The following is a 24,486-nucleotide window of genomic DNA, read 5'->3' as shown; positions in this document are numbered from 1 at the left end:
TCGTTCGTACTACCTAGGAAGGTGCGTCGCGACGCACCCTACGGGACGGGGGCTTGTTATTTCGCTCGTTGCATGAAGCGTAACCATTCTTGTTCGAGTTTATTCAAATCTTCGCCGAAGGCTGTTTGGAATTCGGCGATCCGCTCTTGGGGGGTGCCGAATCGGAGCGGTTTTTTGGCGGCCAATGCTTTTAAATAGTCGGCATAGGCGTCGCCGCGCGTCTTGAGTAGGAAGTAGCTAAGCGCCCAGCTTTCCGCATAGGCGTCCTCGGCGGTTTGAGCATCTAGCAGGCGGGCATCGGATTCGATCAGCGTTCGTAGCGAATCGGCTGTGCGGCGGCGGCCGAATTGCTTGAAGCGATTCATCCGCACGGAGTTGAGTTTGCCGATCGTTTTCCATCCCGACCGGCTGCGCAGGTCGGGTGTTTCGAAAAACATGGCCATCCCTTCAGTGAACCATAAGGGATTGTCGGCGTAGCGTGTATGCAGTCCGCAATTGAAGGCGATCTGATGCGTCGCTTCGTGGACGACCGTTGCCGTGTTGAAGGGCGTGCGTGCCATGCGCCGGTTGATCTCCGCCACGTTGCGTGCTGCGCGGTTTTGTTTCATTTTCGAGAGGTCATAGAGCACTACGCGGTTTGTCTTGAGCGAATAGTATCCTTTGGCCGTTGCGGTCTCCGGCCCGGCGTCGGCTGTGGCAAAGTCGGCGAAGTCGCGTTGGTTGGCGAAGACGATGGCTGTTAAGGGAAACTGCGGTTCGGTGAATTCAAAATCACGCCGGGACCAATAGTTCTCGAATCCCGCATATAAGCGTTCCAACAATCCACCACACCAATCAGCATAGGCCGCACCTGCATCGGAACAGATGACGTAATGTTTGGTCCGCGTGATTTCGAACCGGTCGCCGAACTCTTGTTTGAGTTGCGCGCTCAGTTCTTCTGCTGTGTGCGGTCGAAATTGTTCGTCCCGATTCTCACGCTCGACGATTTGTTCAGCGGTGATAGCGGCTATCGCCCCGTCTGCGGACTGCAACATCACGCCTCCGTCGGCTGCTTCGACGAGGATTCGTCCGGTGACGACGTGCTGTTGTTGCTGTTCATCCCGGTAAACGACCTGTTCGACCGTCTCGGCAAATGACGGCGGCACGGCAACTGCGAGCACGATGCAGGCTGCTTGGCAGCAGATTCGTATGTGACGTTTGGTGGTGCGCATTCATTTCCCCGTTACAGGGATTTTGATTTTGGGAATCTCGATCGTGCCCCACCACTGATCGTTACTTGCTTTGGGAATGTCGAATTTGGCATGCAAAAAATAGGTCCCCGTCTCCCCTTGCGGAAAACTCCAGTTTGATGTTGGCCCCAGATCGAGATGGGCAGCGGCATTCGGCCGGATTCCCGCTCCGCGCGAGGAGATGTTGAAACGCAACGTACTGTCATGCGGTAGTCGGGTCATGCCCAAGGGAACCGTCATCCCATCGAATGGACCATTGGCGGGGGGGAGTGTTTTTCCGTCGGCGTTTGTGACGGTGAATTGAATCGTTTCCGGATCGAGCGGAATTTCCATGACATTCGCAACATCAGCCACGTTGCGAAATTCTAAGTAGGTCGTCAAAATCGGCGTGCCGGCGACGACCTCTTTGCTGTTAACGCTCAAGCGAGCTTGCAGACCACGGACCGGTTGGGACCAGACTGTGGCGTCGTTGGCCGCAGCGGCGTCCCAGGCGAGGAAGCGTCCGTACTTAGTTGGCAAGCCCCCGGTTCCCCCTTCTCGCGCACCGGCCTGCCAACCTTCGATCCATCCGCGAATCGCGGGACCATTCCAGTCGTTGGGGTTCGTCGGGCAAGCGAAATGATTCTGGGGACCTTCTGCCCAAAAATAGCCATGGCGATATCCGGTTAAATACATCTCACGCCGTTTCTCGACTGTGTCAAACGGCGTCTTTTCCGGCACCGGGATCGCCGCAAAACGTTTGTGGAATTCAGCATTCGGGTCCTCCTCTTGGGCAAAGAGCGAAAACATGGCCAAGGAGGAAAAGTAGAGTGTCCCTAAGATTAAGCGCTTAAGCATCTTAGTGGTCCTTACAAGTCGTTTCAAAACCCTCTGACGCGTCTCACTGACACCGATCTGAACGTTTCCAGAACAAGCGCAACCGGGTTTTGAAACTGGTTCTAGTGAACAAAAGGGCGGTTTGGCAGTGTGATACAAGGCTGAGCGGCAATTATACGTCAAATGGAGTCGGATGTAACCGGAATACGCTGTCCTGTCGGCGGGTGTTTGCGCGACGTGGTAAAAGGAGCCTGCCTTGTTCCTCCGGGGGCTGCCCCATAGGATTTCGAAATTATGCTGTCGCCAATCGTTACTTTTTTGTAAGCCGTGATCTTGCCATGTCAGACTCAACCCCCGCAGACAATCGCCCCACTAATCGCCTGTCTGGGGAAACCAGCCCCTATTTGTTGCAGCACGCTTACAACCCGGTGGATTGGTATCCCTGGGGAGAGGAGGCGATTCAAAAGGCCCGCGATGAGGACCGGCCGATTTTTCTTTCGATTGGTTACAGCGCTTGCCATTGGTGTCACGTGATGGAACACGAGAGCTTTGAGAATTCAGCAATCGCTGCCGTGATGAACGAGCGGTTTGTGAATATCAAAGTCGACCGCGAAGAACGGCCCGACTTGGATCAGATTTATATGAACGCCGTGCAATTGATGACCGGTCGCGGCGGTTGGCCGATGTCGGTGTTTCTGACTCCTGAGCTCAAACCGTTTTATGGCGGCACTTATTTTCCACCCGAAGCGCGGATGGGGATGCCCGGCTTTCCCGATATTCTTGTCCGCGTGAGTGAAGTCTGGCAAGAGCGGCGTGAGGAACTGCTGGAAAGCGCGGAGAAATTAACGGCGGCGATCAGCGACATGGTCCCGACCGCTGCGGCGGATGCGACTCCCGGTGAAGAGACGTTGCGGAGTGCCATGCAGGCCTTGCTGCGCAGTAGCGACGGCACGCATGGTGGGTTCGGATCCGCTCCCAAATTTCCGCACCCTATGGATATTCGTTTGCTGCTGCGTTGTTGGCAACGTTTTCAAAATGAAGAAGCGTTGGACGTTGTGAAATTAGCGCTCGACAAAATGGCGGCCGGCGGAATCTATGATCAACTGGGCGGCGGGTTTCATCGTTATTCCACCGATCACCGCTGGCTGGTGCCGCACTTCGAAAAAATGCTCTACGACAATGCGCTGCTGACCAGCAGTTATGTGGAGGCCTATCAGGCGACCGGCGACGCGGATTATGCCCGCATCGTCCGCGAAACACTCGACTATACGCTCAATGAAATGACGCAGCCGCAGGGCGGGTTTTACAGCACGCAGGACGCCGATAGCGAAGGCGTGGAGGGGAAATTCTTCGTCTGGTCGGAGCAGGAGATCGTCGAGCTATTTGGCGAAGAGGATGCGCGTTTGTTCAATAGCTACTACGACGTCACCCCCCGCGGCAATTGGGAAGGGCACACGATTCTCAACCGCCCCCGCCCCCACGACGAAGCCGCCGCTGCGTTGGGAATTGACCCGCAGGAATTGCGCGAGAAACTGACAGCCTGTCGCGAAACGTTATTCGCTGTTCGTGCGAAACGCATTGCGCCACAGCGCGATGACAAGGTGCTGGTTGCTTGGAATGGCCTGATGATCGCCGCCATGGCGCAGGCCGGCCGCGTTTTGGGCGACGAACGATACCTCACCGCCGCAGTGGACGCTGCTGAGTTTGTATTGGGACAAATGCGAAACGAAACCGGCCGGTTGTTGCATAGCTACAAAGATGGCCGCGCGCGATTCAATGCCTATCTCGACGACTATGCTTGCTTTGTCGATGGACTGGTGGAGTTGTATCAAGCGACTTTTGAGGAAAAGTATCTCGAAGCGGCGGCGGAATTGGCGACGACGATGATCGACCAGTTTCACGAACCAGAGCAGGGGGGATTCTACTACACCAGCCACGACCACGAGGAGTTGATTACGCGGCAAAAAGATCTGCAAGACTCGGCCACCCCGTCGGGCAACAGCATGGCAGCGACAGGTTTATTGAAGCTGGCACGGCTAACGGGGCGTCGCGATCTCGAAGAGATTGCACTCGGCACGCTACGGATGCTTTCGGGCGTGGTGGAAAAACATCCCTCGGCGGCAGGACAAGCCTTGCTGGCCGTCGATTTTCTCATCGGCCCCACGCATGAAATCGTATTGGTCGTCGGCAGCGACAAAGAGGAAGGGGACGCGGTTTTACATGAACTCGAATCGCGGTTCCTACCAAACAAAGTCATTGTCCGAACATCCGCCACTACCTCACCCTCCGCTCTTCTTGGGCCGTTGGTTGAAGGGAAGACGGCAATCGAGAACAACGCAATAGTGTTTCTCTGTCAGCAAGGTACGTGCGCTGCGCCCGTCCGAGGCAGCAGCGATTTTAAAGCGGCGCTGGACGCACTTGTCACAAAGATGTGACATCCGTCAATAAAATGTCACACCTTATGACACCAAGTTAGAAATTCAACAACGTTTTTGTTGAATTCCGTTAACTCCTCTCACGAATCAGTTGCAGTCAGCGTATACTTTGCCGAGTCTCTGCTCTGCGGTGATAACTACAATTACGTATTCGCGAATTCGAGAGGAGAAAACCATGCTGGCGCGCATCGGTTGGTTTGTCGCGGTCTCGTTGGTTGTTGGGTGTGCAGAATCGAAGCCACCAAAGCCGTCGTCTCCACCAGAACCATTGGCGGGGACGAAAGCTGAGAAATTTGCTACTGTCGATCCCGCAACAGACGCTGCAGATCCTGCGAAAGAGGCTGTGGATCCCCCGGAAGACGCTCCGCCGGTGATCGATCCGGTGGCAACCGCACTGCGTGGGAAACCTGTGGGCTTATCAGCGGTCAAAAGTGTGCGATTCAATCCCGAGGGTAGCCGTTTGGCGGTTGGCAGTGGTGATGGTGTCGTGCGGGTATGGGATGTCGCTCAACGGACAATTCTCCACACGATTGCCGCCCACGACAATTGGGCGTTCGATTTGAATTTCAGTCCCGATGGTAAAATTCTAGTCAGCGGAGGCGGCGATGATTTAATCAAATTGTGGGATGCGGAAACCGGCAAGCAGCGGACCGAAACCGCTCGCCAAGAAGACGATATTCATGGCGTTGCTTTCTCACCAGACGGACAATCTATCATTTCCGGATCCGACGATACACTGGTGATGATCTGGAAACCGACTTCGGATAAACGTCGATTGTTGGAGGGGCATGAGAAGCAAATCACCGCCATCGCCATGCGGCCCGACGGGCGGCAGTTTGCCTCGGCCAGTCGCGACGGCACAATTCGCCTGTGGTCCCTGCCTGAAGGAAACGAAGCGGAAACTTTGGCGGAGCACGACGCTGATGTCCTGGCCATCACTTACAGCCCGGATGGTAAGACGCTTGCGTCAGCCAGCTATGACAATACTGTTCGCCTGTGGGATGTCGAAAAAGGTTCCTCGTTGCGGGTTCTGAATGGCCACAAGGACTGGGTCTTTTGTGTGGCCATAACTCCCGATAGTTCGTATCTGTTCTCAGGAGCCGGCGACGAAGTTGGAATTCTGTGGAATCTGAAGACTGGCGAGATTGCAGATGAATTCCAATTCGACTCCGATGTTACGGCAGCAGACTTTTCGCCCGACGGCAAACTGCTGGCCATCGGATTTATGTCCGGTGAAGTGTGGCTAGCCCAATATGCAGATGGCCAGTTGAAGTATCAAGACATGCTTGCACCGGCCGGGAAGCAAGTTGAGGTTTCGCGTGCCGATCAAATCCAACCATCGGAATACCTGGAACTGCATAACAACGCTGCTCGACAAGGGAATCCAGAATGGTCCGATGCCGTGGCGCGACTTGCTACGGTCGGCGATGGGTTTACCTTGACCATACTTGAGGAGATCGACGAATCCAAACTAACCGCTGCGGAGACGGAGTTATTCAATCGCTCTCGGCAACAAATTCAAGACCGCGCCAACGGTAGAAAAAAGCCATGGACAGCTGCGCACATCGACCGGCTTTTAGAAAAAGCGGCCTATTCCGATTTGATGTGCGATCCAACCGAGTCGACTTTGGTTCCTTGGACATTGAAGTCCTTGCGCGGGGCTGCGGAATCGACTTCCATTGTCAGGGAAATGATTGTCAGAGTTGAAAACGATTACAAGTTGTCGCCATCGTTTGAGAAGGATTTGAAATCCAAGACTCGAGATCTCTATGGCGAAGCTGGTGATGCGGAATTAGAAAAATCGTTGCTTGACAGCGCGCAAGAACGGGTTCGGAATTATGCTCGCCGCATACTCAACCCCACGCCCCGATCGGACTCTCCAAATTAGTCGCCCGCGAAAGCGGCTTATTCCGCGGTGACGGCTTCGAAATTGGCATCGTTGTCGGGGCGTTCGTACCAATTGCGCGAGAGAAATCGTACGAGGATTTCCATCTGTTGGTCCGATAATTGTTTTCCGAATTCGGGCATGGCGTTGCGTTCGCCATAGTTGTGTTCCGCACCCGGGTTGCTCAGGAAATCACGCAACCAGGCTTCGGAACCGTACCCCGTTAATCGCGGAGCCATCCCGATCGAACCGAGTTCTTCGTCTTCGCCGTCCGGCTGAATCGCGTGGCAGTCGACGCAGGCTTGGACGTTGTCGTTGGAATTTTCGAAGAACTCGCGTCCTTCAGTCGCTAATTCGGCATTCACCGCTGCAATGTCCTGGCGTTTGCCTTGAGCGACTAAAAATTCCGCAACGGAATCGATTTCGCGCTGCGACATGCTCTCCACATTTTCGTCGGCCCACAATGCCATATCCCCTTCGGTAAACCGCGTTCCCAATGGTTCGCCGTTAAAACGGGCATTGACGGTGGCGCCAAAGTGAGCGGGACCGGCGGGATCGGTGATGAATCCGCTTATCCACTCGCGTGTGCCGAAATTTCCGAGGTCCGAAGCCGTTGCCGGTTCCTCAGGGACGACGTTCATCCCATCGTGTGCATTGAATCGATGGCACGCTGCGCAATGACGGGCAAATAATTCCGGGCCGTGAATTTTGGGATCGCTACGTAATAACGCGACTGCCCCTTCGGAGCCGACTCCTTGCCGACCTTCGATTAGTTCCCGAATCCGCTCGGATTTCATGTGAGCATCGGCGACCGCCGCTTTGTAGGAATCCTTATCGCGGTCCTCGTCGATCGCCAACCAGGTGAGTGTCATTGCACCGATGATCAGCGCGCTCATGTAGAGGAGGTTGAACCGATGGCCCAGTTTCCAGCGGCCGATGAACGGCATAAGAAACATAAACATCATGACGCCGCCGGGGATGTAAATCGCGCCGTAGACTTCGTACTGTCCTTTGAAAAACTTCAAGAACTGGAACAGGAATAGAAAATACCATTCCGGCCGCGCAGCAGAGTATTGTTCCGTGGGGTCGGCCGGAGCACCCAGTTCGGCGCCGAAGACTTCACCCAGCCGGCCCGAATCGGCCAGCTCCTTCAACTCGCCGGAGTGTTGCGGGGCATTCCAAAAAATCAACACCAACACGACCAACAACACACCCAAGCAAGCCACAGCATCCTTGAGAACTTGGTCGGGCCAAAATGTCGTTTCCGGAGCGCGATTCGGATCCTTGGCGGTGATCCCGTGGCGACGAAACACATAGATGTGCAACGCCAAGAGGCCAATCAACAGCGTTGGCAGGACACCCGCGTGCAGCGCAAAGAAGCGCGTGAGCGTATGGTGTCCATAGTTTGGTCCGCCCACGATGAGTCGCTGGATCTGCGGTCCCACGACCGGCACCATTGTCGATAACTTCGTGGCGACCTGCGTCGCCCAGTAGCCTTTTTGATCCCACGGTAGCAAATAACCGGTCAGCGATAGGCCCAAAACGATCTGCATTAAAATTAAGCCAAGCCAGAAATTGACTTCGCGGGGCGCCTTGTAGGCGCCGTCGATAATGATCTGCATGAAGTGCAGCGCTAACAACACGATCATCGCCTGGGCGGTGAAATGATGCAGTCCGCGGAGAAACCAGCCGAATTGCATTTCGTACTGAATGTAGTACACACTTTCCCAGGCTGTCTGCGAACTGGGGCTGTAGCACATCCACAAAAAGAGTCCGGTGATCATCTGCACGGTGAAGGTGAATACCAGCGTGCTACCCCAAACGTATCGCCAGCGTGCCCCGCCGGGAATCCGCTCGTAGAGCGTCTCATGGAGATAGGCGCGATATCCGGTGCGATCATCAAACCAATTGGCCAACGCGTTCATGCTTCGGCAATCTTCTCGGCTGTGCCGGGGCGAAATTCTTGATATTTCACCCAGACTTCGTTTTTGTTTTTGATTTTAATTTCCAACGCATCCATTCCCCGCGCCGCCGGGCTGTCTTGATTGTCAATCTCGCCCGTCGGTTTGAATGAACTGTTGTGACAGGGGCATTGGAACACATGTCGAGCAGTATCGTAATCGACCGGACAGCCGACGTGCGGGCAAGTGACGCACAGTGCCAGCACTTCGTCTTCCGTCGATCGCGACAAATAGACCGTTCCCACCGGTTCTTTGGGAAACATATTCCAGGCGTCAACACGGTCGTCGATGACCTGAAAACGTTGCGGCGGATCGCCCACGGGAAGTTCATCAAATGTCGCAACTTTAATAAAGCCATCGTCGTCGCCGTTGCCGCTGCCCTTCTTACGCGTACGGAGCGGATCTGTAAAGACGGCCAGACCTGCGGCAAAGGGAACCAACGTGACGATGCCCCCAATCACGACGGCCAGCGATTTAGAAAGAAAATTACGCCGCGGCTCAACCATGGCCGGTTGTGGAGTTTCCGAGACCGGGAGCGGAGATGCCGCGACCGGTTGCGGTGGATCATTCGGTTCGGGCATATCTAAGGGGTATGTCGATTTGGAATCGTCTGTCATGATAATACTCCTTGACCAATCCGCTGGGATTGTCCGTGAACATCGACCGTTTTTGATAACGGTCATACACAGAACACAGTACCAGCGTGGGAAGTTTGTCGAGGATCGAACCGCGGGAGCGAGGACGACTCCGGTGAGGAGGGGTCCCGGTGTGTCAACAAAGGGGTAGGCGTTGGAGGGTTGGGTTGCGGCAGGCCAGGTTAGTCGGACACTGGTCCGACCAACACTATCATGACCATTAGAACCGAGCGCCTGCAAGCCTACTCGTTAGATTCGTGTCGGTTACCTGAACGAATGCCCACATTATAAACCCTCTCGCTTCACTTGGCGAGTCTACGTGGCAATCGGAATCACTCCGCGTTGACATCGCGATATAAAAAAAAGCATCTTCGCGAACCAAGTGGTCCGCGAAGATGCCTATCGAGGAGAAGTCTCTATTAAAATCGGCCACCCGTTTCTAAGCCGGGTGAGCGGTCGTTATTCTTCCACCGTTTCCGGTGTTTTGGCTTCCGGTGATTCGGCACTGGCCTGCTCAACCGCAAACTTCTTGGGCTGACGCATGAACGCGTCGTAGGTGACTGCAGAAGAGAACAGGTACAACCGGCCGCGGTACCAAGCCGCGAATTCCAGTGTGCCTTCCACTTCGCCGGCGCCCAAAGTGTATTTCACGACGTCGATCCCACCCTTGGACGGAGCGTATTCTTCAGGAGCTCGCTCAAATTCCGCTTTGGCTTCTGCGGAACTGAGTTGATACACCTTGGTGTCATGGATAGCTTCGAATTCCGGTTTGGCATCGACTAGGTCGCGGTCGTTTTTCAATGTGACCGGACAGAAGCCCTTCAAACCCGATAGTTCGGGGCGAGAGAGCAACAGCAGGCGTCTCTTCTCACGTCGTAAGGCTTCACTGTCGACCCCGGCATTGAGTTGGTCCAAGTGGATGTAATCGTTCCGTGTCGGAACCGGTTGCAACTTGGGCAATTCCGTTTCACCACCGTCCAAGGACTCGCCGGTGTAGGGCGAAGTGGATTCGTCTGTGGCGACCAGTGTTTCCTCTGTTTCTTCGGATTTGACAATCGGCTCTTGAAACTTCGGTTGTTCCGTTGGCCGGAATCCCTCATCACTAGCCGGAGTGGTTTCCGCTTTGATTTCAGACTCAGCCAATTCTGGAAGTGAGTCTTCAGCAAACGGGTCAAACTCAGTCTGCGACTCAACCGGCTCTTTGACGGCGGGCGTTTCCGCAAGTGTCGGCAACTCTTCTTCGAAGGCAAAGTCGAACTCTTCTTCCGATTCGTCCGCCAGTTCCTCGAGGTCCTCCGTGGCTGTTTGAAGTTGTGCGGCGACCTGCGGCACTCCTGGGAACGGACGGGGGATGGTTGTCGGCGTCACGAGCTGCTGCTGTGATTGCGGCCGTTGAAAGGGCATTTGGTTCGCCACCGCACTTGGTGGTACTTGTTGCTGCTGCGGAGGATACGCTTGCGGCGGTTGGTAAACGTTCTGCGGTTGCTGCGCGTATTGTTGTTGCGGCGCAGCTTGGTATTGCCCGGGCGCATTCGACGGCAGTGTCGCTGGTTGTACCTGCTCACGTTCCTTCCGACGGAACGGATTCAATCGGCTGAGGAATCCTCGGAAACCACCCCGTTTCGGCTTTTGCGGGGCCGGCGGGGTGACATTTTGAGGCGCAGCTGCATAAGCCGGAGCCGCGTTGGCGACCGGTTGTTGCGGTTGACCATAGTTTTGGTACCCGGCTGTGTTTTGCTGGGCCGCATAGTTTTGTTGTGGTTGTTGCGCCGCTTGGTACTGTTGCTGATTGGGCTGTTGGATTTGTTGCATCTGCTGCGTTTGCGGCATTTGCATCTCCGGCAACCCTTGCTCTTGAGCCAATTGTTCCAGCGTCAACGGAGGCACGTCACGGCCTTCGGCACGGAACTTGGCTTCTAAGAGCTCTTGAACCGATTGACGTCGAGCGCCGCCTTGTTGCCGCGACACTGCGGCCGGTTGCTGCGGTTTGGACTTGTTCCGCGAGAACAGTCGGTATAGCAAACCCGATTTTTTCTTTTGCGGGGCCTGGGCCGGTACGGAATAACCGTTTCCGGACGACTGAGCGCGGGCTACATCCGCGTTCAACAAAACTCCCGCAGCCGTTGTTGCCAACGCGACGCAGAGTGTGAATCTTAATCGTGATTTCATCTCCAACCCTCTCCTCGACTTTGTTGAAGTTCCGGACAATTTTCGCTGGTTGGAATTCGACGGCTGGTCCGCCTGAAAACTCCGTCTCCATCGACGGTCTGCAAAACGCTTCCAACGCAATCTCATTCTCAATCAACGTGCCGTAATCGTGTCCGGCGTGTCTTGGTCGGCACCGGCCAAAGTTCAAAATGTCTTTCGCTCTTATCGTCGAACGGCTGCATCGATTTTGACGGCTATGCTGATCGCCGGTCCGGTTTCGGCATGAATAAAAGGCATCGCCCGGATAATCAGGATAACCGGCAAAGTCCGCCCAGCTTGCTGCGGGCGATGCAGGTGGGAGAGGTGAATAAGCGACAACCGCAGTGCTGCTAATGGGTTATACCCATCAGCGGAGAAGCGAACAGGCGGTTCTGATAGCTATGAGATAGCTGTTTGTCTTTTAACGCGGCGATCTCAATTTGCGTGTGCGGCGTGTGCAAGGTCGTTACTAAGGATCACTGTTTTGCAGGTTCAATTTTCTTGAGAGCCTCAACAGCGGCTTCACGGAGAAGTTGGTCGTCAGATTTTACGGCCTCTTTCAGCAGCGGAATCGCTGGTGCAGCAATCGCGCCTTTGTGGCCTAACGCATGCACAACGCGAATGCGTTCGTCCGCTCCGAAACGCGGGTAGGAGGCGATGAGAGCAGCGATTGCTGCCGGCAAACGCGGCGCTAAATTGGACAGCTCATCAATGACTAATCGTTGAGTTGCTGATTTCTTGTCTCCGGCCGCGTCGGCCAATAGAGGAATCAACGTCGCAGGATCCGCTTCAATCCGCGTCAGTACCCATAGTACGCAATAACGAACCGTCGGGTCCTGATCTTTCGCCAGAGAATATAATTGTGCCAATGCACCGTCAGCTTCTTTCATTCGCCGGGCTTTTGACCCGTCATTTTGTGCGCGGCGATCGCCGGTATTCGTATTGCCAGTCAAGCGACGCAACTCTTCGGCTGCTGCCCGCCGCATTGCTAACGATTTGTCATTTGAGATGATTTCAAACAACTGCGCGATGATTTCATCAAATTTGCGAACGTCGGAATCTGCCATTTTGGCCAATTGTGCGACCGCCCATTCTCGCAATTTTGGGTCTTTATGTTTCAATGCGGCGAAGATTTGGTCTGCGTATTCCTCGCTCATTGTCCATTCATGAAGCACCTGTTGCGCATGGCGACGCATGCCAAGATGGGGGTCATTGACCGCCTCGATCAGTGCATCGGTTGCGTGCGGAGCACCGATGCGGGTTAAGGCGATAGTTATGGAGTAGTAGAGTTCGGCCAGCTTCTTTTCATCTTCATTGGAATAGAGCGATTCGTTGAATGGGGCGATCATCAATTTGGCCACGTTTAGGATCGCGTCTGTCGCCTCACGCTCGCGTCCGCGTGCACCGGTGGCGCCGACAGCTGTGATGACCGGCGCCAATTTGGCAGGATTCGTTTCCGTTTTGAGAATCGAGAGCCACTCATCGAACGTCTTACCGTCATAAACCGCAGCGCCGTCATTCTTAGCCGCTGGGGCAACCTTAGTCGTCCCCAACAAAACATTCCGCACGCCGGCCTTTTTGCATATCTCGATTAATGTTTTGACCGCTTCAAAGCGAACCTCCGCCGCCGCATCGATCCGCACAGCCACCCCCCGCTCGCCCGCTTGTTTGATTTGTTCGGCGAGCAACGTTTTGAGTGCCTGCAGGTCGTACGGCTTGTCGCCGATGCTGAGTTTGCCGTCGGCGGTGACTTTGATTGTCAACGATACGGCCGACTGGTCGGCCCCCACGGCGTCGACCCGCAGGAGTTTTTGTGCAGCTCGCGAAAGGTTTTTATCCTCACTCTGCGCCGCTTGTTGCAACAACGGCTGCACGTCTTTGTGCTGCAAATCGATTTCTTCATAGGCCGTTAATAGTTTGCGGCGTTCCTTGTTGTCGCTTGTCTTATAGAGTTTGATCAATGCCGGAATCGCGGCCTTTGCCCTTTCAGCGTACATTGTGAGCAGGCTGACGATGGTCTCTTTGTGTTCGAGTTTTTCATTTTCCAGAGCGGCAATCAATGCCGGGAGCACTTGTTCCAGGTCGTCATGATATTTTAAGAGTCTCTGCCACGCCTCATTTCGCAATGTTTCGTCGTCGTCCGTTATCGCTGCGATCAGTGCTGGAATGGTGGCAGGGGAGTTTGTGTCAACCAGCATGAATGGGTTGACGGACCTGTTATTGATGCTAATTGGAAAGTCAGCAGCAACAAACTTTAGTAAGACGCTATTTAGAACGTCTTGATCCGGTTTGAGCTCTTTAAGTGCGTAGATTGCCGCATCTCGTAATTGGACATCTTTGGCTAACAACGAGTCGAGAAGCACGGGCTCCGCAGTGCGAGCTTTTTCCTTGAGGTCACCAAGTTTGCGCGCCGCCCTTACTTTCACCATCGATGATGAATCCGACTTGAACATCTTGATCAGGGCTTCGACGCCGGGATCGCCGGCTGCAGCTAAGAGATAGACGGCGGATCCACGAATGCCTTCATCGGGATCGTTGGTCAGTTTCAGAATCGCCGGGGTCATCTCGTCAGTAATGGCGAATCGAGTAATCGCGCGTACTGCGAAGTGTCGCATCGAGACGTCCTCGGATTCGAGCGCCGTTAGCAATTGCGGCACAGCTGCTTCCTGGCCGATTTGCCTCAGAATTGCCTCTGCCGATTCTGCCACGTTCGGGTCGTTCTTTCCCGTAGAAATGCGATCACCATCGCCGGCAATTTTGATGATCGTCGAAACCACCAGCGGCGTGTTTTCGTCACTCCGCAGCGACGCCAGCGCCTTGATTCCCTCGAGTTGCCGATGGGCGGATCGATCGGTTTTGAGTAGCGTGACCCATTCCTCAAACGTTTTCCCATCGTAGACGGGGCCAGCGGCCGCCGTTTTGTTTTCCTTGGGCAGTTCGACATCCTCGCCTGTGATTTGTTGAATCGCCTCGACGACTGCATTGCGAACGTACACGTCGTCATGTTTTAGGAACTCTTTAATCGTCGGTACCGCCGATTGCGCGCTCGGACCGATTGAACCCAGTGCGACGATTAGTCGTTCGGGTGCAATATCGCGGAAGGCATGAGTCACGCTATACATCGTCAAAATGTCTTTTGGTTTTAGGGTTTTCCGGCTACATTGCTTGAGCGATGCGACGAGCACGGACACCGCTGGTTCTGCTTTTGGCCCCAGCGCTCCCAGCGATTGAATGGCAATGCTCTTCACCTTTGGATCCGAATCGCCGACTGCCTCAATAAGCTCTGTAAGGAGTTTGTCTTGGTCAAATGCGAATCGCGACAGTGCCGTTAAAGAATCGGCCCTGATTTGTGCGTCCTTGTCATGCAGCATCTCGTACAATTTCGGCGCAATCAGCTTCGCGTCTTCCGGACTCGTGTTACCGCTAGTTGCCAACCGTGAAGCTACCGCCGCCGCCCTACGACGAACTTGTTCTGACTGGTCATTGAAAGCAGCAATCAGTATTGGAATTGCCTCGCCATCATAGCGATCAACCCACTCCAAAGTTTGACTTCGCACATACTCATCAGAGTCCGCTGCCGCTTTTTTCGCCGCTTCGATTGGAGGAACCACGTCCTTGTATTGCTCGATCAAGGAGGTAGCGAATCGACGTTTTTTAACGTCCTCATCCGCTAATGCTTCGACGACACCCACGGGGATTTGGGACGGTGACAATCTTTTGATGGCACTGTTAATCGCGATCCAAATTGACCTGGGTTCAAACCAAGGTTCAAACTGCTCCATGTTCCTGGGATCGTAATCGCTGCCTGCGTCGATTAACGCAGCGATCGCTTTTTCGGGTTCGTCCACCCCCAAAGTTTCAATGGGCTCAACCGCCGTATGCCGCGCCGCAGCACTCCGTTGCGTCTTTAATAACGCAATCCATTCATCAAGCGTCTTATCCCCGTAAACCGGCCCCTTCGCCGTTTTGTTGCCCGGCTTTTTGTTGTCATCGGGTAGTTCGATAACTTCGCCGGTGATTTGCTGAATCGCCTCGACGACAGCTTTGCGGACATCTTTGTGTTCGTGCTGTAAAAACTCCTTAATCACCGGAACGCCACTCTTGGCGTCGGGGCCGATAGATCCCAAAGCTCTTATCAATCCTGCTGTTATGGGCTCAGTAAAGCTCATTTTGCTGCCCCCGCTCGTAATGATCGGTGCAACTTTCTTCCGGTTCCGCGATTTTAGTGCGTCAGTCAGGGCCGGAGCGGCTGCTGCCGCTTTGGGGCCTAACCTTCTCAACACGTCAATCGAGGCGACTTGGACCTCGGGTACCGGGTCGTGGAGTGCGGCTTCTAATACGGCCAACAACTTCTGTTCGTCGCTCGCAACACTTGGTAAAGCCCATAATATGCTTTCCCTTACCTCGGCACTCTTATCGTCTACCATGTCGTAAATTTTTGGTTCAAGAACGCGGGCATCTTCGAGAGTTAACGTTTTGTAATAAGAAGCCATCAGGCCGACGGCCGAGACCGCCGCTCGACGAACCTTATCGCTCTCGTCATTAAATGCTACGACCAAATCAGGAATCGCAACCGATCCGTACTGCGCAAGCCAACCCACGGCATTTCTGCGAACATATTCATCGGGGTCCTTTGCCGCCGTTCTCACTAAGGTGATCGGAGGGTCATTGTTCCAGTGATGACGAATAAACTGCGCGGCGTACCGACGTTTTTTCACGTCGGAGTCCTGCAACGCTTCTAGCAGTGTTGAAGGAATATGGTCAGGTGAAAGCTTCTGTATTGCCTGAATGGTTTCTTTTTGGAGGTAGCGTAAGTTCCGAGAATAGGAGGTGGAGGAGTCGTTTTCGATACCGACTTTAAACAGTGCCGCGATTGCCTTGTCCGGTGCATCGATACCCAATACCGTGATCCCGGGAATCGCTTTCGAGCGTTGCGGCACGCTTTTTTCCATCAACAACAATTCAATCCATTCATCCAGCGATTTCCCCTCATAAACCGGCCCGCTCGCCACCACCGCCTTAGGTCGAGCCGGGTCACGTTCAATCGTCACCACCGCTTTCCCATCCCGCGTGAGCGTAAACACGCCGTCCTTCACGCGCAGGCCATCGGTCTTGCCCAGCAATTGCACTTCGTAACTACCGCTACGGAAGTTCCATTGGTTGTCGCCTTTGTCGACTTCCAACTCATCCAATGCTTCGTACAGCTTGCCGGTCCGTTTGACGAGGACCTGCACGTCGTCGACGTTGCTGTGGATCACGATTTGCCCTTTGTCGGTCTCGACATAGATCGCAAATCCGGCCAGCGTCATTCCCAGAAGCGCGGCTGCGGCGATCATGAAACGGCCCAAGCGGCCGCCGAAACGTTTGGGGGGCGACATGGTCCGTGAGGGCGCGTCGTCGGCGGCGGCGAGGGCGAGTTGTTTGAGATTGCTTTTCGCGGCGAACGGTTTGAGAGCCTCGGCGACGTCGGCCGGTGTGGCGTAACGTTGATCGGGATTCGGTGCTAACATCCGTTCGATCACTGCTGCGACTTGTTTGGGAATGTCGCCGCGGATCGTGCGGATGTTGGGAACGGGCGGAATCGATTCGCCCGGCAGCCGGAATCGCGATTGCGAATCGGTCGCCGGGGCGGAGCCGCATAGTAGTTTATACAGCGTTGCTCCCAAGCCGTAGACGTCGGCGCGGATGTCAACCGCATGAGTATTGTCAAGTTGCTCCGGGGCCATGTAGTCCAGCGTCCCCATCACCTGCCCGGTGCCGGTCAGGTCGCTGGTCGTCGGTTCCTCCGGTTGCAGCAGAGCGATGCCCAAATCCAGCAACTTGACGTTTCCGTCGCGGGTGAGCATCACGTTCGACGGTTTGATGTCACGATGCACGAGGCCGTGCTCGTGAGCGTGCTGCAGGGCGAGCGATACCTGCAGCACTAACTCACTTGCCTCGGCGACCGGCAACGGACCACAGCGTCGCGATAACCGCGACAGGTCGATGCCGTCGATGTATTCCATGACTAAATAATGTCGGCCGTCCGCTTCGCCCGCGTCGAGCGCGCGGACGATATTCGGATGCGCCAACTTTCCCACCGCTTGCATTTCCCGCGAAAACCGATCGACGGCGGCGGGGTCCCCCAATCGGTGGTCGGCCAGCACTTTGAGTGCCACTATCCTCTTCAACCGCGAGTGCAGGGCCTTATAAACGGTTCCCATACCCCCTTGGCCGATTTTTTCCAACAAATCATATTCGCGCACAGTGCCTAACACCGTGCAGGAGGCGGGTGACTCGGATTCGGGCAACGACAACCGCATCGCGGCAACCGCTCGTTGTAATTCCGGTTCCTGCTCAAATATTTCCTCACCCAGCGGCTGCCGTAGAGCAAACATCAGGGAATCGGAATCGTCATCCAATCCGTTAACCGTGGTGTCGCAATCGACGCAAGTCTCGATGTGCGAAGAAATTTCATCAATTTCCTGAGCGGAAAGCTTACCGCTGAGGTAGTGCGAGAGTTGTTCGCGGGACGGGCAAGTGGTGAGCTGCATGTCGTCTCCCATCAGTAGGTTACGTCGCCAACCCTTTCCCGGGGGCGAGCGCCTCCCGGGTTCAGGGTCCGTTGAGCCCGCAATTATGATATGACAGGCTCGTTTATAAGTAGTAACGCAGGGGTGTGACAGTTGAGACGGATTTTCTGAGGAATTCTGGTGACCAAGCCCCTTTTCAACGACAATTCGCCTGCCCGTGCTACAATTTTTAAAGCGCCCCGTACGCTGCGCAAGGCGGTTGATGGATCAACTTGTTGATCATTGGAAAAAAAACCGCTCGGGCATCGCGTTGTTTCGATTTTGCAGTAACATGACATCCGGAGCCAGGGGTGGCACAAGCCGGAATTCAGAAACTGACTCAGGATGGACTATGCGGAATTCCTTAAAAAGTCTTGCCGGTGAAGAGTTTGCCAACTTTCTCACCCATGGCGGCGGGCTGTTGTTTGCCCTGGTCGGGGCAGCGGTCTTGGTGCGTGCTGTTGCCGAGAGCCCGAATGAGGCTTTGAAGCTGGGGTGTTACATTTATGCGGCCGCACTGATCGCCGTCTACGCAGCTTCGACGTTGTCGCACACCTTCATCGATCCAGCGCGACGCAGTTTTTTTCGCAGCTTAGACCAAGGTGTGATTTTTCTGTTTATCGCCGGGAACTTCACTCCCTTTGCCATCGCCTATTTGCACGGGTCGATGCTGTGGATTCTGCTGTCGCTGATGTGGATTGGGGCTTCGATCGGGTTTGCCTCCAAAGTATTTTGGACGCACCGCGTGGAATCGACAGCGGTCACGCATTATTTGGCGCTCGGTTGGCTACCGGTGATCGCCATCGACCCGATAATGCGAGCTTTGCCCGCCAGCGGAATCTTCTGGTGTATCGCTGGGGGAGTTTGCTACACGGTCGGAACGGTCGTTTTGTCGTACGACACGAAAGTCCCCTATTTCCACGCATTGTGGCATTTACTGGTGATCGCAGGCAGTTTTTGCCATTTCTTGGTTGTCATGGGCTGCCTAAACCCCACCCCAGCCTGATCACCGCTGTCGTAGTGAGCCATCATTCGCCAATTGATCACAACCTGCGAAGCCCAGAGCCAACGCACTGACAGAAACCGCCGTAAACTGCGTTCACGTTTCTTGCAGCAAAGCCGGCAATGTGCCATAATGCGACCCGCCGGAGTCAACCGGCAAAAATGCACCCCTAGCTCAATTGGATAGAGCATCGGTCTACGAAACCGAAGGTTAGTGGTTCGAATCCACTGGGGTGTACTTCTTCTTTCTTCGCCACGCTGGCGAGGCAATCCGCTGCCGATGCATGCGGCGGCATTGCGCCAACATCGGCCTGCTGCGGATTGACGCGGGGGCAGGGTTCGACGCCGATAGACCTGACGAGCCTCACCGTGGGATTTCACCTAGTGACGGTCATTGGATTGACGGTGGACGATGCGGAAAACGGGTTGGTTTCCAAGGAGTTTATCGCTGCGGTTGTGGATACGGCCGAGCGATTCTATGGATGCTTTGTGGCGATCGATGGGAACGGGAATGTGGAGACGTTTCCGGTGGATGGGCAGCGGTCGGTGGTGAAGGTTTACGCGGATTGAGGCGGGGCGCAAAATCGGTCGATAGATTGCGTGAGTCTGCTTTGGCGAGTTTTGAGGCTGACAGTCAATGAATCCAGGCTCTGGGGCTGCACAAATCCCTCCGGACGCGCCCACCTGAGCATTTTGGATGCGTCGGACGATGAATCCGATGCACTTTCGGGTAGATTGTATTACCGGGCGTGTCACCTCGCAGCACGAAAATGCGGCGGCGACACCATTGTTGGCTTTCGTTGCAACAAGTACTTTTGACTGACTTGGTGGTCTGATGGCGTTTGTTGTCTGCTACTCAAAATCGTTGTCTGACCATGTCAAGAATGGGGCAATCTACCTTGACCAACGATTCTACGAGTTGATATTTCGCTATTGCCGTAGCGAAGGGTCGGGCTTCACTGTTTTGAGGCAGGTTGCTTTGCTGCGGTACAAGAGCCCGACAATACTGCTGTCAACGAAGCAAATCCCATGTTTAGTCGACGAGCTAGAACGTTTGGAACAGGCCAATCACACGCACCCTCAAATACTCGGACTTAAAGATGTCTCTAAGACGGCGATGCAAACTGGCTACGCTCTGTCCGTTAGTGGCGACATGTACCCTGAGCTTGACGGTAGTCTCGTGTAAACTAAAGCTCATTCGATAGGTGACTTTGCGACTCGCCTCATCAGCGTAAGAATCGTGGTGATGGAAGTGTCGCTAGGTTCCGAGGACGCATCAATCGCCCGCAGAAGACCGTCGGCTCCAACTGCGTCGGAGTGAAACAGCGAAGCCACTTCGGACGATGAAGCCGAGGCGTGTTAGCTAGGTCCGTTTTCTCGGTCGTTTTGTTACAGTTAAGTCACGTTAGCGGCCTTCGGTTCATCGCAAGGTCATCCACTCGGCCGGAGCTAGTTTTCTTCGCAAGCACTCTAATAGCAACTTTGTTGTAGAGTCACGCAATTCGTGTGATGTCTACGTCAGACTTGTGTGACTTGGGCGATAGGACGCGATACAATGGCTTTCAGGTGGACTTGTTTTGGGGAGTATTCACTTCTGCGCTTGGAGTATTCAATTATGCGGACTGAAGCGTCAAGAGTCACGCTGATTTGTGTTGGCATCCTCGCCTTCCTGCTGAATCCGGTTCATGCGCAAGAGTCTACTCCCGCGAGCGATTTCAGAAAAACGCGAGAACGCGCTAAAGCAGTCATTGACTCTGTAAGTCCAGCCATCGTGAGATTCGCTTATGGCAATAAGCCAAAGCTGCAATTTGGCTGCGGAGTGATTGTATCAGCAAGCGGCCATGTGGCGGTTAGTGGACCCGTCAAATATGTTATCGATGACGCCTTGCTTGATCTAGAACTGGCCGATGGGCGAAGTGTGAGCGGAAAGGCGTTGGGTTGGTCAGACGAGTTTGGGATCGGGATGCTAAAAATTACCGATCCAGGTGAATGGCCACACGTCAAGCTAAGCAAGCGGGCCGAGGCCGGTGAAGTCTGTGTGGCGTTGGGTTACCCCCGCAATTCCACAGGAACAGAAACGTCTCCAGGCATTGGGTTAGGCATCGTCACGCAGGTACTCGCCGGACAGTGGCTTACCACGTCGGATCGTTCTAAGCTCAATGCTCACCCCATATTCAACCTGAATGGCGAACTTTTGGGATTGCAGAGGAGATCCTCCACGAGTCTCGATTCGGTACATGCTGCAGCAGGGTTGATTAAAGCACACTGGGATGAACTGGCGGCGGGTAGTAACCTTGATCGCGTGCGGCTGTTTTCAAAAGAGCCGGACTCCACAAGATTTCTTCCACGATCCGAGAAAGTAGCTTCAAATGTAATTTCGAAGGCGACGATGGCGTCGGTTCAAATCAGCGACATTGGCCTTGAGAAAAACCGTGTGAGCGGTGTCATCGTGTCACGCGACGGATATGTCATCACTTGCGGGCATCACAGGCGCGTGCCAGGAACGAAAATGACGGTGTCCCTTCAAGATGGCCGTTCAGCGAACGCAATTATTCTTGGCACGAATCTTGTCTCCGATATTGGCGTGCTGAAGATCACGGACGAAGGAACCTGGCCCTATGCAGAAATGGGCCGTTCCGCCGAATTGGGTGAGGGCGAACATTGCGTTGTTATCGGTTACCCGAGGAGTAAACCAGAAGGAGAGCCCTGGGTCTTCGCGACGACAATAGCGAAATCAAATTGGACGCTTCCTAGTCAAGACGAAAGGAATTGTACGTTCTGGACCAAAGGTTCTTCTTTAGGCAAGGGAGGGGTGTCTGGATGTGGAGTATTCGATGCTCAAGGTCGCGTCATAGGAGCGCTGCTTGGAGGATCGGATGGCCGCAGTGCCAGCGGGGCCGACTTATCGCAGTTGCGTCACTCGCGCGTTGAACTATTCCATAAGAACTGGGAAGCCCTTACGTCGAGCATACCAGTTCAAGTTGCGGACCCCAATCGGCTCGCCAAGGTTACCACCACCCTCAAACGTATTGCGGATGAGCTATCTGCCGAAGGTCATCGCTGAGACCCACCCCCGCTCCCTAGCTCTGAATAGTGCACTTTTCCCTCATGGCTCCTGCAGGTAGCGTGCTCACTGCAACTAATCCAGAACCACCAGGGCGTCGGACAATTCGTTAACGTCGTTGTCGTCTCGGGGCAGGACAGTGGAGAGTTTTTCGCCGGTGGTGGCGATGGCGTTGCTGAGGGCGTTGGTGATTGTGCCGGAGCCCAGGTCGGTGGTGAGTTGCTGGCAGATTTCGTCTAGGGCGGATTGGCCTAGTTTGTTGAGGACCGATTCGTCAGCGATGATGGCGGCGCGGTGTTCGAAGAGGGAGACATAGATCAACACGCCGGTGCCGCCGGCTGTGTGGTGTACTCGGCGGTCGTAGAAGACGGACCGGGCTCGTAAAAGTACGTCCTCGGCCATTTGTGCTTTGGGGGTGAAGAGCGCCCGCAGCCAGGGCACGCGCATGGCCAGCACCACGCCGACGAAGAAGCCCGCTACTAGCGAAACAATGTAGACGAAGAGTTGAAATGCGGCGGACGGGCCGCCCCAGCTGTTGGCATCGGTTGAGGGGCTGGGCATGAGCCACCAAGCGGCGCAAAAGGCGAGGACGCCGCACCACAGGCCGACGATATCCTCGGGGCGATCGTAGCGGCCCGAAGACTTGGCAACGACAGGCATGATTTCGGCCGAAGTTTTTGCCTCGGCGGCAACGACCGACTGGGTGATTTGTTGGTGATCTTGTTCGGTGAACTGTGCGTTGGTTTTGGTCATGGCTGGAATCCGTCGCCTCTGGTTTTGTATTCGGTCAAACTGTTGGGGCATCAACAAAAATCGGCTGAGAAATCTACCAAGAGCCGCTGGCGCCACCCCCGCCGGAAAAACCTCCGCCTCCGAACGAGCCTCCGGAGTAACCGCCTCCGCTGCCGGAATTCGAGAGCACGTTGTACAAAATGGCCCCGATTGCTGCGAAGACAAGGCCCCACAATAACCAAGCCCAGCCGCTCGATCCGCGTCGGATCAACGACACGACGGTAAATATGCCCAGGCCGATCACCCCAATGAGAACCGGATAAAACCAAGCGGGTTTGGGAGCGGTCGGCAACTTGAGATCGCGGGCCATTTTTTCCAGCGACTGCACACCGGCGAGGATTCCCGCACTGAAGTTTCCTTGTTTGAAACGGGGGATGATCTGCTCGTCCATGATCTGAAGACACAGGTCATCCTTCTCGCGGCCCCACCCGGCTCCCAATTCAATACGCGCCTTGCGATCGTCTTTCGAGACCAACAAGAGGATGCCCTTGTTCCATTGGTTTTCTCCCAACTTGGCGGGGCCGATTTGCCATTGATCAAACAACAACCGGGCAAAGGTTTCAATCCGCATCCCCCGACCGCCATGGTCGGCCATGGAATTGATTGTGACCACGACAAGCGGAGCCGCCTTGTCGGTCAGAAGTTTGTCCGCCAATTCGCGAATTTGTGCGGCATCGGCCTCGTCGATCAATCCCGCTTTGTCCAGAATGAATTCCCGCTGTCCGGGCGGATCCAGTTGGATCAGATTCTCGTTTTGCTGGTAGGCCAAAAGCACGGAAGTGTTCAGCAGCAGGCAAGCGGCCATGAGACTGCCGATTCGGAAAGGAATATTTCGCGGACGTAGCACGGACTGAGGCTCCTACAAGTCGTTTCAAAACCCTCTGACGCATCTCGCTGGCACTAAAATATAAGTTTCCGGAACAAGCGCAACCGGGTTTTAAAACAGGTTCTAGCTATCAATGTAGATCCCAACGCATTCTCAGGAGATTGTAGTCAGGTCCACTCGATTAGTGAAATGCGTGACGTCCAAGTTTGTTTCCGCTGCATCGACCCACACTTGGCGACGGCATTCTTCCACAACACCCGCCAAGCGGAGCCACATCTTTGCTCGTGCTGGATTTTCAAATTCGACAACATTCGTTGTCAAATCGCGGGCAGATGGAGGGGTGCGTTATCCTGTTTTTTTATATTGCGGAGTGACGTAACACTCTTGACCAATGGTGTTTAGGGTGCTCGGCCCCCGCGTGGGCATAGCAATGGGTTGTAGGCTTGCTAGAAATTGATAGACGGACGGTTTCGCTTGTCTCCAGGATTTGCGCGCCCTAAGATTTTAATGGTCGCAAGCATTTTTGAGAATTCAACCGAGGCATGCCGGTGTCTGCCCGGCTCGTCTTGACCCGATTCTTACGAATTGCGATGATCGTCTCTTGATGAGGTCGTTTCACTGGGAAAATTCTGTGTTGCAACATTTCGCCACAATATTGACGTTGCTCGTTTCGGTTTTGCATGCCGGACTGGGGTGCTGCTGGCACCACGTGCATGCCTGTGAAGCCGGCGCAGTTTCTCACTGCTCGAAATCTCAGGGCGACAAAACCTGCACGTCAAAACGGAGCGACGCTCATTGCTGTCATCACCAGCATGGCGAGGAAGCGGTCGCCCATTTGTCCTCAGAACTTGCTGAACCCGCCCCGCCTGCTGAAGAAGATGGGCATCACCATCAATGCGAGAATGAGGGGTGCGTGTTTGTCGTCGGCTCGCGAACGACGTTTGTCCCCGACTCACAGTCGCGCTGCTCTTTGGATCTCCCGGTCATAATTGCCGAGACGTCGCTCAGTTTAGCGCCCCTCGCATTCCGTGGAACGACCGAGGCTTTTCGGGGCGTGCTGTGGGATTGTGCGCATGCTCCGCAATGGACTCAGACTTGGTTGC

13 protein-coding genes and 1 tRNA gene are annotated in these 24,486 nt (G+C 54.7%); 6 read left to right on the top strand and 8 right to left on the bottom strand.

Annotation, left to right across the window (positions count from 1 at the left end; all coding sequences use genetic code 11):
* Nucleotides 1-56 precede the first annotated feature (56 nt).
* Both CA54_RS02725 and CA54_RS02720 read right to left on the bottom strand, forming a co-directional pair.
* Nucleotides 57-1,211 (bottom strand): DUF1570 domain-containing protein, encoded by a 1,155-nt coding sequence (locus CA54_RS02725; protein ID WP_146369329.1) that lies wholly within the window; start codon nucleotides 1,209-1,211, stop codon nucleotides 57-59.
* Nucleotides 1,212-2,066, bottom strand: coding sequence for a hypothetical protein (locus CA54_RS02720; protein WP_146369328.1), 855 nt, complete (start codon nucleotides 2,064-2,066; stop codon nucleotides 1,212-1,214).
* Between the two features lie 317 nt (nucleotides 2,067-2,383).
* Between CA54_RS02720 and CA54_RS02715 the strand changes: the two genes are divergently transcribed.
* Together CA54_RS02715 and CA54_RS02710 are read left to right on the top strand one after the other, a co-directional pair.
* Nucleotides 2,384-4,480, top strand: coding sequence for a thioredoxin domain-containing protein (locus CA54_RS02715; RefSeq protein ID WP_146369327.1), 2,097 nt, complete (start codon nucleotides 2,384-2,386; stop codon nucleotides 4,478-4,480).
* Between the two features lie 175 nt (nucleotides 4,481-4,655).
* On the top strand, nucleotides 4,656-6,368 hold the full coding sequence (locus CA54_RS02710) for a WD40 repeat domain-containing protein (RefSeq protein ID WP_146369326.1): 1,713 nt from the start codon (nucleotides 4,656-4,658) through the stop codon (nucleotides 6,366-6,368).
* Between the two features lie 17 nt (nucleotides 6,369-6,385).
* Here CA54_RS02710 and CA54_RS02705 read toward each other — a convergent pair whose 3' ends face one another.
* From CA54_RS02705 to CA54_RS02690, 4 genes are all read right to left on the bottom strand, one after another.
* Nucleotides 6,386-8,290 (bottom strand): cytochrome b N-terminal domain-containing protein, encoded by a 1,905-nt coding sequence (locus CA54_RS02705; protein ID WP_146369325.1) that lies wholly within the window; start codon nucleotides 8,288-8,290, stop codon nucleotides 6,386-6,388.
* Nucleotides 8,287-8,943 carry a QcrA and Rieske domain-containing protein gene (locus CA54_RS02700; protein WP_197532159.1) on the bottom strand — a complete coding sequence of 219 codons (657 nt, stop codon included), beginning with the start codon at nucleotides 8,941-8,943 and terminating at the stop codon, nucleotides 8,287-8,289. Before CA54_RS02700 ends, CA54_RS02705 begins: the two co-directional genes overlap by 4 nt.
* Before the next feature lie 477 nt (nucleotides 8,944-9,420).
* Entirely contained in the window at nucleotides 9,421-11,130 is a 1,710-nt protein-coding gene (locus tag CA54_RS02695) for a hypothetical protein (RefSeq protein WP_146369323.1), read from the bottom strand.
* Between the two features lie 494 nt (nucleotides 11,131-11,624).
* Nucleotides 11,625-17,681: a HEAT repeat domain-containing protein gene (locus CA54_RS02690; RefSeq protein ID WP_197532158.1), complete on the bottom strand. Its 6,057-nt coding sequence runs from the start codon at nucleotides 17,679-17,681 to the stop codon at nucleotides 11,625-11,627.
* Between the two features lie 370 nt (nucleotides 17,682-18,051).
* Here CA54_RS02690 and trhA point away from each other — a divergent pair, with 370 nt between their 5' ends.
* From trhA to CA54_RS02670, 4 genes are all read left to right on the top strand, one after another.
* Nucleotides 18,052-18,705, top strand: coding sequence for a PAQR family membrane homeostasis protein TrhA (gene trhA / locus CA54_RS02685; protein WP_197532157.1), 654 nt, complete (start codon nucleotides 18,052-18,054; stop codon nucleotides 18,703-18,705).
* Between the two features lie 160 nt (nucleotides 18,706-18,865).
* Nucleotides 18,866-18,939 (top strand) — tRNA-Arg (locus CA54_RS02680).
* A gap of 131 nt (nucleotides 18,940-19,070) precedes the next feature.
* Nucleotides 19,071-19,271, top strand: a complete 201-nt coding sequence (locus tag CA54_RS02675) for a hypothetical protein (RefSeq protein WP_146369320.1) — start codon at nucleotides 19,071-19,073, stop codon at nucleotides 19,269-19,271.
* Nucleotides 19,272-20,316: 1,045 nt separating this feature from the next.
* Nucleotides 20,317-21,765 (top strand): serine protease, encoded by a 1,449-nt coding sequence (locus CA54_RS02670; RefSeq protein ID WP_197532156.1) that lies wholly within the window; start codon nucleotides 20,317-20,319, stop codon nucleotides 21,763-21,765.
* 75 nt (nucleotides 21,766-21,840) lie between these two features.
* On the opposite strand, the gene CA54_RS02665 is transcribed toward CA54_RS02670, so the two are convergent.
* Nucleotides 21,841-22,518: a TPM domain-containing protein gene (locus CA54_RS02665; protein ID WP_146369318.1), complete on the bottom strand. Its 678-nt coding sequence runs from the start codon at nucleotides 22,516-22,518 to the stop codon at nucleotides 21,841-21,843.
* A 73-nt stretch (nucleotides 22,519-22,591) separates the two neighbouring features.
* On the bottom strand, nucleotides 22,592-23,404 hold the full coding sequence (locus CA54_RS02660) for a TPM domain-containing protein (protein WP_146369317.1): 813 nt from the start codon (nucleotides 23,402-23,404) through the stop codon (nucleotides 22,592-22,594).
* Nucleotides 23,405-24,486 lie beyond the last annotated feature (1,082 nt).

Source organism: Symmachiella macrocystis (assembly GCF_007860075.1).
GTDB lineage: Bacteria > Planctomycetota > Planctomycetia > Planctomycetales > Planctomycetaceae > Symmachiella > Symmachiella macrocystis.
This window is presented reverse-complemented; position numbering and strand designations above follow the sequence as displayed.

Coding starts and splice junctions, on each gene's coding strand:
- trhA (WP_197532157.1), top strand. CDS start 18,052: ATGCGGAATTCCTTAAAAAGTCTTGCCGGTGAAGAGTTTGCCAACTTT.
- CA54_RS02700 (WP_197532159.1), bottom strand. CDS start 8,943: ATGACAGACGATTCCAAATCGACATACCCCTTAGATATGCCCGAACCG.
- CA54_RS02715 (WP_146369327.1), top strand. CDS start 2,384: ATGTCAGACTCAACCCCCGCAGACAATCGCCCCACTAATCGCCTGTCT.
- CA54_RS02670 (WP_197532156.1), top strand. CDS start 20,317: ATGCGGACTGAAGCGTCAAGAGTCACGCTGATTTGTGTTGGCATCCTC.
- CA54_RS02725 (WP_146369329.1), bottom strand. CDS start 1,211: ATGCGCACCACCAAACGTCACATACGAATCTGCTGCCAAGCAGCCTGC.
- CA54_RS02695 (WP_146369323.1), bottom strand. CDS start 11,130: ATGAAATCACGATTAAGATTCACACTCTGCGTCGCGTTGGCAACAACG.
- CA54_RS02720 (WP_146369328.1), bottom strand. CDS start 2,066: ATGCTTAAGCGCTTAATCTTAGGGACACTCTACTTTTCCTCCTTGGCC.
- CA54_RS02665 (WP_146369318.1), bottom strand. CDS start 22,518: ATGACCAAAACCAACGCACAGTTCACCGAACAAGATCACCAACAAATC.
- CA54_RS02690 (WP_197532158.1), bottom strand. CDS start 17,681: ATGCAGCTCACCACTTGCCCGTCCCGCGAACAACTCTCGCACTACCTC.
- CA54_RS02705 (WP_146369325.1), bottom strand. CDS start 8,290: ATGAACGCGTTGGCCAATTGGTTTGATGATCGCACCGGATATCGCGCC.
- CA54_RS02710 (WP_146369326.1), top strand. CDS start 4,656: ATGCTGGCGCGCATCGGTTGGTTTGTCGCGGTCTCGTTGGTTGTTGGG.